Source organism: Raoultella sp., assembly GCF_039594335.1.
Lineage (GTDB): Bacteria > Pseudomonadota > Gammaproteobacteria > Enterobacterales > Enterobacteriaceae > Klebsiella.
The window spans coordinates 37,831-50,315 of the sequence record NZ_JBCNNS010000020.1 but is presented as its reverse complement, the minus strand read 5'-3'; the positions used below and the strand labels follow the sequence as shown (position 1 = coordinate 50,315).

General features: G+C 56.8%; 10 protein-coding genes. 6 read left to right on the top strand and 4 right to left on the bottom strand.

Annotated elements, in window-relative coordinates:
• The coding region (locus tag ACZAHD_RS05500; RefSeq protein ID WP_462455880.1) for a helicase HerA-like C-terminal domain-containing protein at positions 1 to 1,413 on the top strand (1,413 nt) is incomplete at its 5' end.
• A 408-nt stretch (positions 1,414 to 1,821) separates the two neighbouring features.
• On the opposite strand, the gene lptG is transcribed toward ACZAHD_RS05500, so the two are convergent.
• Positions 1,822 to 2,904, bottom strand: coding sequence for an LPS export ABC transporter permease LptG (lptG, locus tag ACZAHD_RS05495; RefSeq protein WP_462455882.1), 1,083 nt, complete (start codon positions 2,902 to 2,904; stop codon positions 1,822 to 1,824).
• On the bottom strand, positions 2,904 to 4,001 hold the full coding sequence (lptF, locus tag ACZAHD_RS05490) for an LPS export ABC transporter permease LptF (RefSeq protein ID WP_462455879.1): 1,098 nt from the start codon (positions 3,999 to 4,001) through the stop codon (positions 2,904 to 2,906). Before lptF ends, lptG begins: the two co-directional genes overlap by 1 nt.
• 267 nt (positions 4,002 to 4,268) lie before the next feature.
• Between lptF and pepA the strand changes: the two genes are divergently transcribed.
• From pepA to ACZAHD_RS05465, 5 genes are all read left to right on the top strand, one after another.
• On the top strand, positions 4,269 to 5,780 hold the full coding sequence (gene pepA / locus ACZAHD_RS05485) for a leucyl aminopeptidase (protein WP_462455878.1): 1,512 nt from the start codon (positions 4,269 to 4,271) through the stop codon (positions 5,778 to 5,780).
• 141 nt (positions 5,781 to 5,921) lie between these two features.
• A complete protein-coding gene (gene holC / locus ACZAHD_RS05480) occupies positions 5,922 to 6,365 on the top strand; it encodes a DNA polymerase III subunit chi (protein ID WP_462455877.1) in 444 nt (147 codons plus the stop codon).
• Positions 6,365 to 9,220, top strand: a complete 2,856-nt coding sequence (locus tag ACZAHD_RS05475) for a valine--tRNA ligase (protein ID WP_462455876.1) — start codon at positions 6,365 to 6,367, stop codon at positions 9,218 to 9,220. The genes holC and ACZAHD_RS05475 overlap by 1 nt, the downstream gene beginning before the upstream one ends.
• Positions 9,221 to 9,340: 120 nt before the next feature.
• Complete coding sequence (locus ACZAHD_RS05470) at positions 9,341 to 9,844, top strand: GNAT family N-acetyltransferase (protein ID WP_462455875.1); 504 nt, start codon at positions 9,341 to 9,343, stop codon at positions 9,842 to 9,844.
• A 152-nt stretch (positions 9,845 to 9,996) separates the two neighbouring features.
• Positions 9,997 to 11,019 carry an alpha/beta hydrolase fold domain-containing protein gene (locus ACZAHD_RS05465; RefSeq protein ID WP_462455874.1) on the top strand — a complete coding sequence of 341 codons (1,023 nt, stop codon included), beginning with the start codon at positions 9,997 to 9,999 and terminating at the stop codon, positions 11,017 to 11,019.
• 40 nt (positions 11,020 to 11,059) lie between these two features.
• Here ACZAHD_RS05465 and miaE read toward each other — a convergent pair whose 3' ends face one another.
• Together miaE and rraB are read right to left on the bottom strand one after the other, a co-directional pair.
• The gene (gene miaE, locus ACZAHD_RS05460) at positions 11,060 to 11,818 is read right to left on the bottom strand and encodes a tRNA isopentenyl-2-thiomethyl-A-37 hydroxylase MiaE (protein ID WP_462455873.1); all 759 of its coding nucleotides are present in this window, start codon (positions 11,816 to 11,818) and stop codon (positions 11,060 to 11,062) included.
• A 175-nt stretch (positions 11,819 to 11,993) separates the two neighbouring features.
• Positions 11,994 to 12,416: a ribonuclease E inhibitor RraB gene (rraB, locus tag ACZAHD_RS05455; RefSeq protein ID WP_462455872.1), complete on the bottom strand. Its 423-nt coding sequence runs from the start codon at positions 12,414 to 12,416 to the stop codon at positions 11,994 to 11,996.
• Positions 12,417 to 12,485 lie beyond the last annotated feature (69 nt).

The window sequence follows — 12,485 nt, the reverse complement described above, 5'->3', positions numbered from 1 at the left end:
GCGACCGGCACCGGTAAAACCGTCACTTTGCAAAAGCTGGCGGAATCTTTTTCAGAAATCGGCGTGCCGGTCTTTATGGCCGATGTGAAAGGCGATCTGACCGGGATTGCCGCAACGGGCCAAAACTCGGAGAAACTGCAGACGCGGCTGGAAAAAATCGGCGTCACCGATTGGCAGCCCCATGCTAACCCGGTAGTAACGTGGGATATTTTCGCTGAAAAAGGCCATCCGCTTCGGGCCACGGTTTCCGACCTCGGACCACTACTGCTGGCGCGGCTGCTCAATCTCAACGATGTCCAGTCCGGCGTGCTGAATATTATCTTCCGCATCGCCGATGATCGCGGGCTGCTGCTGCTCGATTTCAAAGATTTACGCGCCATCACCCAATATATCGGCGATAACGCCAAAACCTTTCAAAACCAGTATGGCAACATCAGCAGCGCCTCGGTCGGCGCCATCCAGCGCGGCCTGCTGACTCTCGAACAGCAAGGCGCGGAACACTTTTTCGGCGAGCCGATGCTCGATATCCAGGACTGGATGCGTCTCGACGAGAACGGCAAAGGGATGATTAATATCCTCAGCGCCGAAAAGCTGTATCAGATGCCGAAACTCTATGCAGCCAGCCTGCTATGGATGCTCTCGGAGCTCTACGAGCGCCTGCCGGAAGCGGGCGATCTCGATAAGCCGAAACTGGTCTTTTTCTTCGATGAAGCGCACCTGCTGTTTAACGATGCACCTCAGGTGTTGCTGGACAAAATCGAGCAGGTTATCCGCCTGATTCGTTCCAAAGCCGTGGGGGTTTACTTCGTGTCGCAGAACCCGTCGGATATTCCCGATGCGATCCTCGGCCAGTTGGGCAACCGCGTTCAGCACGCCCTGCGCGCCTTTACGCCAAAAGATCAGAAAGCGGTAAAAGCCGCGGCACAGACCATGCGCGCTAACCCGGCGTTCAGTACCGAACAGGCCATCCAGGAGCTGGGCACCGGCGAAGCGCTGATCTCCTTTCTCGATGAAAAAGGCAGCCCTTCGGTGGTCGAGCGCGCGATGGTCATCGCCCCCTGTTCACGAATGGGGCCGGTGACGGACGACGAGCGTAACGGCTTGATTAACCACTCCGCGCTGTACGGTAAGTATGAAGATGCCGTCGATCGCGAGTCCGCCTATGAAATGCTGCAGCAAGGGGTGCAGTCTACCCCGGAACAGCAGGCGGCTCCCCCGGCAAAAGGCCAGACGGGCAGCGCTGACGACGGTCTGCTCGGCGGGCTGAAAGATATTTTGTTCGGCACCACCGGTCCGCGCGGCGGCAAACATGATGGTCTGGTGCAAACGGCCGCTAAAAGCGCGGTTCGCCAGGTGACCAACCAACTGGTGCGGGGAATGCTGGGAAGTCTACTTGGAGGAAGACGCCGTTAGCACCGTGCCTGCCTGTCCCGGGTTGCGGCACAAGCGCCTTACCCGGGCTACAGGGCGGGGAAGTCTGCCTGGAGGAAGACGCCGTTAGCACCGTGCCTGCCTGTCCCGGGTTGCGGCACAAGCGCCTTACCCGGGCTACAGGACGGGGAAGTCTGCCTGGAGGAAGACGCCGTTAGCACCGTGCCTGCCTGTCCCGGGTTGCGGCACAAGCGCCTTACCCGGGCTACAGGGCGGGGAAGTCTGCCTGGAGGAAGACGCCATTAGCACCGTGCCTGCCTGTCCCGGGTTGCGGCACAAGCGCCTTATCCGGGCTACAGGGCAACGAGGCGAAACACCGAGGGCATCCAATAAAACGGCAGACACAAAAAAACCCGGCGTTGCTTGCGCCTGGCCGGGTTATCCGTATGACTACGCTTTTCTCATCATCAGCCAGAGGCTGATCAGGAAGAAGCTGGCGCTTGGCAGCAGCGCGCCGATAATCGGCGGGATGCCATAGACCAGCGTCAGCGGACCAAAAATCTGGTCCAGCACGTAGAAGATAAAACCAAAACTGATCCCGGTGACGACCCTGACCCCCATCGCCACGCTGCGCAGCGGGCCGAAGATAAACGACAATGCCATCAGCATCATCACCGCCACCGACAGCGGCTGGAAGATTTTGCTCCACATGTTGAGCTGGTAGCGTCCCGGGTCCTGTCCGCTGGATTTCAGATAGGTCACGTAGTTATGCAGGCCGCTGATCGACAACGCATCCGGGTCCAGCGCCACCACTCCCAGCTTGTCGGGCGTCAACTTGGTTTTCCAGATGCCGCTGACCCTCTGCGAGCCGGTTATCTGTTTCGGATCGGTCAGGTCAGACTCATCGACCTGCGACAGGCGCCAGACTTTATTGTCGGTGTCGAATTTCGCCGAAGCGGCGTAGCGAACGGTCTGCAAACGGCGCTGGTCGTTAAACACGTAAATACTCACGCCGCCCAGCTCATCGCTCCCTTTCACCCGTTCGATATAGACGAAGTTATGCCCGTCTTTCGCCCACAGCCCCTGCTGGGTCGACAGCAGCGAACCGCCGTACATCTGCTGGGCGCGATAATTACGCGCCATCTGCTCGCCCTGCGGCGCCACCCATTCACCGATTGCCATAGTCAGCAGAACCAGCGGAATCGCGGTTTTCATCACCGCCAGCGCCACCTGTAAACGGGTGAAGCCGGAGGCTTGCATCACCACCAGTTCGCTACGCTGCGCCAGCATCCCCAGGCCAAGCAGTGCGCCAAGCAGCGCCGCCATCGGGAAGAAAATCTGCACGTCTTTTGGCACGCTGAGGATGGTATACAGCCCGGCGCCCAGCGCGTCGTAGCTGCCCTGGCCGGCTTTTTTCAACTGGTCGACAAACTTGATAATGCCTGAGAGCGAAACCAGCATGAACAGCGTCATCATGATGGTGTTGAAAATCGTCCTACCGATATAACGGTCAAGTACGCCAAACGCCTGCATCACACTGCTCCTTTGTTAAAACGGGCACGGAAGCGGCGCATCGGCACCGTATCCCACAGGTTTAGCAGCACGGCCAGCGCGAAATAGAACAGGTTAATCACCCACATCCAGATCATCGGGTCGATTTTACCTTTACCGCCGTTTGACTTAATCGAGGTTTGCAGCAGGAAGAAGACCAGATACAGCAGCATCGCCGGCAGCATGGACAGCACGCGACCCTGACGCGGGTTCACCACGCTCAGCGGCACCACCATCAGCGCCATAATGAACACCGTCGCCACCAGTGTGAAGCGCCAGTGCAGCTCGGCGCGCGCGGGGTCGGTATCGGTACGCCAAAGCGTGCGCATGCCCATCTGCTCGGTGTCGTCAGGATCCGAGGCCACCGCCTGATGGCCAATAATGGCCTGGTAATTTTTAAAATCAGTGATGCGGAAATCGCGCAGCATCGCCGTGCCTTCAAAGCGGGTGCCCTGGTTCATGGTCACCACCTGCGAGCCGTCTTTCTTCTGTGTCAGTTCGCCGGAATCGGCCACCACAACGGAAGGCCGCGCGTTACCTTTCGGCCTCAACTGCGCCAGGAAAACATCATGGAAGCGCTTGCCGCTGACGTTTTCAATAAACAGCACGGCGCTGCCGTCACTGGCCTGCTGAAACTGACCCTGGGCCAGCGCAGCCATGCCGGGGTTCGCTTTCGCTTCCGCCAGCACTTCGTCCTGATGGCGGGACGACCAGGGACCGGCCCACATCACGTTGACCGCCGCTACAGCGCCGGTAAACAGCGCGAGGATCATTGCCGCTTTCACCAGCACGGCCTTACTCAGACCGCAGGCATGCATCACCGTGATTTCGCTTTCGGTATACAGTTTGCCCAGCGTCATCAGCAGCCCGAGGAATAAACTCAGAGGCAGAATGAGCTGCGCCATTTCCGGTACGCCCAGCCCTAACAGCGAGAGCACCAGATTTGTCGGGATATCGCCATCCACCGCAGCGCCGAGGATCCTGACCAGTTTCTGGCAAAAGAAAATCAGTAACAGGATGAACAGGATCGCCAACTGGCTTTTCAGCGTCTCACGAACCAGATATCTTATGATTATCACTATAAATACGCCCGTAAAAACCCGTCTTATTGCAGGAAAATTGCTTGTTTCATGGCTTAAACGTCATTTATTCTCTTTGGTCTTCGAAATCATCGCTAAGATTAAATGACCCACTGGTTCTGTGTATCAGTTTTTTTTCTGACGAACCAAAGCCGTAATAACGTTAAGATTAACACGAAGTCACCGCAACAGCGGACATGAGTTACGAAAGCTTTCAATTCTATCCGTAGCCACCGTCGTTGTCTTTAAGATTCAGGAGCGTAGTGCATGGAGTTCAGTGTAAAAAGCGGTAGCCCGGAGAAACAGCGGAGTGCCTGTATCGTAGTCGGCGTCTTTGAACCGCGTCGCCTCTCCCCGATTGCCGAACAACTCGATAAAATCAGTGACGGCTATATCAGCGCACTGCTGCGTCGCGGTGAACTGGAAGGTAAGCCAGGTCAGACGCTGCTGCTGCACCATGTGCCAAATATTCTGTCAGAACGTATTCTGCTGATTGGCTGTGGTAAAGAGCGTGAGCTGGACGAACGTCAGTACAAGCAGGTCATTCAGAAAACCATAAATACTTTGAATGATACCGGTTCAATGGAAGCGGTCTGCTTCCTGACCGAACTGCATGTGAAAGGCCGCAACAACTACTGGAAAGTTCGCCAGGCCGTTGAGACTGCCAAAGAGACGCTGTACAGCTTCGATCAGTTGAAAACCAATAAAAGCGAGCCGCGTCGCCCGCTGCGTAAAATGGTCTTCAACGTTCCGACCCGTCGCGAGCTGACCAGCGGCGAACGCGCTATCCAGCACGGACTGGCGATTGCCGCCGGTATCAAGGCCGCCAAAGATCTCGGCAATATGCCGCCAAACATCTGTAACGCCGCCTATCTGGCCTCTCAGGCCCGTCAGCTGGCCGATACCTACAGCAAGAATGTGATCACCCGCGTCATCGGCGAACAGCAGATGAAAGAGCTGGGCATGAACTCTTACCTGGCGGTCGGCAACGGTTCGCAAAATGAATCGCTGATGTCGGTGATTGAATACAAAGGCAACCCGGCGGAAGACGCCCGTCCGATCGTCCTGGTCGGCAAAGGGCTGACCTTTGACTCCGGCGGTATCTCCATCAAGCCTGCCGAAGGCATGGACGAGATGAAGTACGACATGTGCGGTGCGGCCGCGGTCTACGGCGTGATGCGTATGGTCGCTGAACTTCAGCTACCGCTGAACGTGATCGGCGTCCTCGCCGGCTGTGAAAACATGCCTGGCGGCCGCGCCTATCGTCCAGGTGATGTCCTGACGACCATGTCCGGCCAAACCGTTGAAGTACTGAATACCGACGCCGAAGGTCGTCTGGTGCTGTGCGATGTGCTGACCTATGTTGAGCGTTTCGAACCGGAAGCCGTGATTGACGTCGCAACGCTAACCGGCGCGTGCGTGATTGCCCTGGGCCATCACATCACCGGCCTGATGTCTAACCACAATCCTCTGGCCCACGAGCTGATCGGCGCATCCGAACTGGCGGGCGACCGTGCATGGCGCTTACCGCTGGGCGATGAATTCCAGGAGCAACTGGAATCTAACTTCGCGGATATGGCCAACATCGGCGGACGTCCCGGCGGCGCGATCACCGCCGGCTGTTTCCTGTCGCGCTTTGCCCGTAAGTACAACTGGGCACACCTGGATATCGCCGGCACCGCATGGCGTTCAGGGAAAGCGAAAGGCGCCACCGGCCGTCCGGTCGCCCTGCTGTCGCAGTTCCTGCTCAATCGCGCCGGATTTACAGGCGAAGAATGATGAACATGCCGGGGGGCGGCTTCGCCTTACCCGGCCGACAAACTACGCTTGCCCGGCCTACGCAAAGATGCCGTTTGTAGGCCGGGTAAGCGCAGCGCCGCCTGGTTTAAGCATTTAACGTCACCACAAGAAGCCCCATATATGAAGAATGCAACGTTCTACCTTCTGGACAATGACAGCACCGTTGATGGCCTCAGTGCCGTCGAGCAACTCGTGTGTGACATTGCCGCAGAACGTTGGCGTAGCGGCAAACGCGTGCTTATCGCCTGTGAAGACGAACAGCAGGCCATCCGTCTGGATGAAGCGCTGTGGGCCCGCCCTCCAGAAAGCTTCGTCCCGCATAATCTGGCGGGAGAAGGCCCCAGAGGCGGAGCGCCGGTAGAGATCGCCTGGCCGCAAAAGCGCAACAGCAGCCCGCGGGATATTCTGATCAGTCTGCGGGTAAACTTTGCAGATTTTGCCACCGCTTTCACAGAAGTGATAGACTTTGTCCCTTACGAAGATTCTCTGAAACAACTGGCGCGCGAACGCTACAAAGCGTACCGCATGGCTGGTTTCAACCTGAATACGGCAACCTGGAAATAATGGAAAAGACATACAACCCACAAGATATCGAACAGCCGCTCTACGAGCACTGGGAAAAGCAGGGCTATTTCAAACCGAATGGTGATGAAAGCCAGGAGAGCTTCTGCATCATGATCCCGCCGCCGAACGTCACCGGCAGTTTGCATATGGGTCATGCTTTCCAGCAAACCATCATGGATACCATGATTCGCTACCAGCGTATGCAGGGTAAAAATACCCTGTGGCAGGCCGGTACCGACCACGCGGGTATCGCGACCCAGATGGTGGTTGAGCGTAAGATTGCCGCAGAAGAAGGGAAAACTCGCCACGACTACGGCCGCGACGCCTTTATCGATAAAATCTGGCAGTGGAAAGCGGAATCCGGCGGCACCATTACCCGTCAGATGCGTCGTCTCGGCAACTCTGTGGACTGGGAGCGCGAGCGCTTCACCATGGATGAAGGTCTCTCCAACGCCGTAAAAGAAGTCTTTGTTCGCCTGTACAAAGAAGACCTGATTTACCGCGGCAAACGCCTGGTCAACTGGGACCCGAAACTGCGCACCGCCATCTCCGATCTGGAAGTGGAAAACCGCGAGTCTAAAGGCTCCATGTGGCATATCCGCTACCCGCTGGCCGACGGTGCGAAAACCACCGACGGTAAAGATTATCTGGTGGTGGCGACCACCCGTCCGGAAACCCTGCTGGGCGACACTGGCGTGGCCGTTAACCCGGAAGATCCGCGTTACAAAGATTTGATCGGCAAGTTCGTGGTGCTGCCGCTGATCAACCGCCGCATTCCGATCGTCGGCGACGAACACGCTGACATGGAAAAAGGCACCGGCTGCGTGAAAATCACCCCGGCGCACGACTTTAACGACTATGAAGTCGGAAAACGTCACGCCCTGCCGATGATCAACATCCTGACCTTTGACGGTGACATCCGCGAAAGCGCGCAGGTGTACGACACCAAAGGCGAAGAGTCCGACGTTTACTCCGCAGAGATCCCGGCTGAGTTCCAGAAGCTGGAGCGTTTCGCTGCGCGTAAAGCTGTTGTGGCGGCCATTGATGCGCTCGGACTGCTCGAAGAGATCAAACCTCACGATCTGACCGTGCCCTACGGCGACCGTGGCGGTGTGGTGATCGAGCCGATGCTGACCGACCAGTGGTACGTGCGTGCCGATGTGCTGGCGAAGCCTGCCGTAGAAGCGGTTGAAAACGGCGACATCCAGTTCGTACCGAAGCAGTACGAAAACATGTATTTCTCCTGGATGCGCGATATTCAGGACTGGTGTATCTCCCGTCAGCTGTGGTGGGGTCACCGAATCCCGGCATGGTATGACAACGAAGGCAACGTCTACGTGGGCCGCACCGAAGACGAAGTGCGCCAGGAGAATAACCTGAGCGCCGACGTCGCGCTGCGTCAGGATGAAGACGTTCTGGATACCTGGTTCTCCTCCGCGCTGTGGACCTTCTCCACCCTCGGCTGGCCAGAAAACACCGACGCGCTGCGTCAGTTCCACCCGACCAGCGTGATGGTCTCCGGTTTCGACATTATCTTCTTCTGGATTGCCCGCATGATCATGATGACCATGCACTTCATCAAAGATGAAAACGGCAAGCCGCAGGTACCGTTCCATACCGTCTACATGACCGGTCTGATTCGTGACGACGAAGGCCAGAAGATGTCCAAATCCAAGGGCAACGTGATTGACCCGCTGGATATGGTTGACGGCATCTCCCTGCCAGAGTTGCTGGAGAAACGTACCGGCAACATGATGCAACCGCAGCTGGCGGAGAAAATCGCCAAACGCACCGAGAAACAGTTCCCGAACGGTATCGAGCCGCACGGCACCGACGCCCTGCGCTTCACCCTGGCGGCGCTGGCCTCCACCGGCCGCGATATCAACTGGGACATGAAGCGTCTGGAGGGTTACCGTAACTTCTGTAACAAGCTATGGAACGCCAGCCGTTTCGTGCTGATGAACACCGAAGATCAGGACTGCGGCTTCAACGGCGGCGAGAAAGTGCTGTCGCTGGCGGACCGTTGGATCCTTGCCGAATTCAACCAGACCGTGAAAGCGTACCGCGAAGCGCTGGATAACTTCCGCTTCGATATCGCCGCGGGGATCCTGTATGAGTTCACCTGGAACCAGTTCTGCGACTGGTACCTGGAGCTGACGAAACCGGTGATGACCGGCGGTTCTGAAGCGGAACTGCGCGGCACGCGTCATACCCTGGTGAGCGTGCTGGAAGGTCTGCTGCGTCTGGCGCACCCGATCATTCCGTTCATCACTGAAACCATCTGGCAGCGTGTGAAAACCATCGTTGGTATCAATGCGGACACCATCATGCTGCAGCCGTTCCCGGCTTACGATGCGGCTCAGGTTGATGAAGCGGCGCTGGCCGATACCGAATGGCTGAAGCAGGCGATCATTGCCGTACGTAATATCCGTGCGGAAATGAACATTGCCCCGGGCAAACCACTCGAACTGCTGCTGCGCGGTTGCAGCGCCGACGCTCAGCGTCGCGTGACCGACAACCAGAACTTCCTGCAGTCCATGGCGCGTCTGGAAAGCATCACCGTGCTATCAGCCGACGACAAAGGTCCGGTTTCCGTCACCAAAATCATCGACGGCGCCGAACTGCTGATCCCGATGGCAGGTCTCATCAACAAAGAAGATGAGCTGGCGCGTCTGGCGAAAGAAGTGGCGAAGATCGACGGTGAAATCAGTCGTATCGAAAGCAAACTGGCTAACGAAGGTTTTGTCGCCCGCGCACCGGAAGCGGTGATCGCCAAAGAGCGTGAGAAGCTGGACGGTTATGCCGAAGCGAAAAGTAAACTGATCGAACAGCAGGCGGTCATCGCCGCGCTGTAATCCTCCCGCCCCTTGCCTGCTCAGGCAAGGGGCGTTTTTATCCGCGATACCCGCTTGCGCTCCCCCCGCTCGCGATGTTATTAACAACACCATCCGTCATTTTTTGCTATGAGTAATCGTATGAATACGATCGCGACCGTTACGGCGTCGCTGCGCCGCATCACCGCTGAAGACAATGCTGCTATCGCCAACGTTATCCGCCAGGTTTCCGCGGAATACGGGCTGACGGCCGATAAGGGCTACACCGTAGCAGACCCCAACCTCGATGAGCTTTTTGAGCTCTACAGCCAGCCGGGCTCCGCCTATTGGGTGGTTGAACAGGATGGTCGGGTAGTCGGCGGCGGCGGCATTGCTCCGCTGGCGCATAGCGAACCGGATATCTGCGAACTCCAGAAAATGTACTTTATGACCTCTGCCCGTGGCCAGGGGCTGGCGAAAAAGCTGGCACTGCTGGCGTTAGATTATGCCCGCGAGCAGGGTTTCAAACGCTGCTATCTGGAAACCACCGCTTTCCTGAAAGAAGCCGTCGGGCTATATGAGCGCCTGGGCTTCGAACATATCGACGGGCCGCTGGGTTGCACCGGCCACGTTGACTGCGAAGTCAGGATGCTGAAAGTGCTGTAGCGCCAGCAAAACGGCAACGCGGATTAATCGAAAAAATGCATGATTCTCATGCAAAAAGAGCGTTATTCACCGCAAGTTTTCGCTAATACACTATTCGAGCATTGGATCTTTTAGCCTGCCGCCGCGGCAGGCCTTGCTCAGGATAGAACATAATGAAAAAACTCTCCCTCCTGCTCACCGGCAGCATGATACTTGCCGGTATGGCTTCCAGCGTTAACGCCGCCGAAATTGCTGGCAATACCGAAGGCGCTCAGGTCATCCGTGTGGAAAAAACCCGGGGCCGTATCGATGCGCTCAACGATATCGTATATAGCCAGGTAAAAAGTACCGTCGCCGTTCGTCAACTGCATATGTCTTTACTGGTGCCGCGTAACGGCGATCTGAAACCGGCAATCGTCTATTTCCCCGGCGGCGGTTTCACCAGCGCGGCCTGGAATAAGTTTATCGAGATGCGTATGGCGCTGGCGTCGGCGGGATTCGTCGTCGCGGCGGCGGAATACCGTACGGTTCCCGATACCTTCCCGGCCCCGGTTATCGATGGTAAAGCCGCCGTTCGCTATCTGCGCGAACATGCCGCGGAGTACGGTATAGATCCGTCGCGTATTGGCGTCCTCGGGGATTCCGCTGGCGGCTATATGGCACAAATGCTGGCGCTCACCAATGGCGACAAAACGTTCGATCGTGGCGATAACCTGGCGCAATCATCGGACGTGCAGGCCGCCGCCACGCTGTACGGTATTTCGAACCTGTTGAATATCGGCGAAGGTTTTCCGCAGGCGATTCAAAAAGTGCACCAGTCACCTGCAGTCACTGAAGCGCTGCTGGTCCACGGTAGCGCCTTTCGCGACTGGCCGGGAGCGACGATTACCAGTGACCCGCAAAAAGCGCTGGCTGCCAGCCCGATGGGCCATATCAGCGGTAAAAAGCCGCCATTTTTAATTATGCACGGCAGCGCCGACACCCTGGTTTCACCGGTACAAAGTCAACAGCTCTATCGCGCCCTGAAGAAAGAGGATAATCCGGCCGATTACGTGCTGCTGGAAGGCGCGGAGCACGGCGATGACAGCTGGTATCAGAAGCCGGTTATTGAACGGGTAGTGAACTGGTTTAAAACCACCCTCGGCGCGCCCAAAGCCGCCGCGACAGCAGAGAAAGATAAAAACGCCAATCTGTAATGGATCGTCAGGCCGCGGCGGTGAAGCTGCGGCCTGACGCTCAGGCGGGCACGCCGCTGTGAAAACGAAACTCCGCCTCGGGCGCGTTAATCAGCGCCGCCTCCGCCTCGCCAAGCTGGTGAATACGTTCACTGATATCCTCTTCGGCAATCTGTTGCGCCAAATCCAGATAGTCCTGATAGTGCCGCGCTTCGGAGCGTAGCAGCGACAGATAGAACTTTTGCAGATCGTCATTCAGCCACGGCGCCAGCGCGGCAAAGCGCTCGCAGGAGCGCGCTTCGATATAGGCTCCGCAAATCAGCTTATCGATGAGCATCACCGGTTCGTGGGAACGCACCTCTCTGCGTAACCCACGGGCATACTGACTGGCGGTGATTTTGACGTACGGGATATCGTGGGCCAGCATTATTTCCCGCACCTGCCAGAAATGGTGCAGCTCTTCTTTAATCAGCAGCACCATGCTGTCCACCAACTGACGGCACCAGGGATCGTCGGTCTGCGGCATAGTGCTTTTATTAATCCGTTTATGCAGCGCGACGAAATCCGGCTCGGGACCCCAGCGGTAGGTAAAGTCCTCATACGGCTTCAGGCAGGCCAGCAGCTCGTCGGCCCCTTCTTTATCAGCGACATATTTACGCACCAGCAGCAGCGCGTTTTGTGCCGCTTTTAGCTCACAGACCATATGATCGGTCAGCAGCAACGGGAGATTTTCCGGCTTACGGGCTTCATCAATCCACGCCTGTGGCGTTGGGCAGTGCAGGAAATCATGTACCGGGGAGAGTATTTGCGGGTAGTCCATTGAAGTTCCTTGCTATACGGTAACGGCTGCTGGCCGTTACCGTATCCAAACAGACACAATATTATTGTTCAGGGTATAACGAGACGAAAATCCCGACAACATAGAGAAAGATGTCACCGGGGTTTCTGTGTGTAGCCAGCAAAGACGCGGCCTGCAGGATGACGTGCGGATTTACTTAGTGGCGAACGCCGTCATCGTCTTCATCGACGAAATCGTCGTCATCTTCATCACCATCTTCGCCGTTCGGGTCTTCATAGTACGTGCCCCAACCGTCATATTCGACGCCGAATTTTTCCGCCAGAGTCATCAGTTGCTCAACCTGGTCATCAATCAGCTCTACCTTCAGGGCACTTTCACTCAGGATGTCACAGCAGATAACCACTTCACCTTCTTCCACTTCCAGCTCTTCCGGCTCGGTCACTTCGTAACCCAGCTTGAAGGCCTCGACAGCCACTTTCTCCAGCGTTTCGAAGTCATCGGCAGAGAGATGGTGTTCAATCGTGTACAGCGCGTCCGGATCGCTGCCGTCTTCGAGCAGCTCTTCGATAATCAGACGCGTTTCTTCACGCTGTTCTTCCAGTAGTTCCGGGTTTGCCATGGCTCGTTCCTCATAATGTGCGGCAGATACATCTATTGTCACATACCGCCGAGATTGCCTCCACCTTTG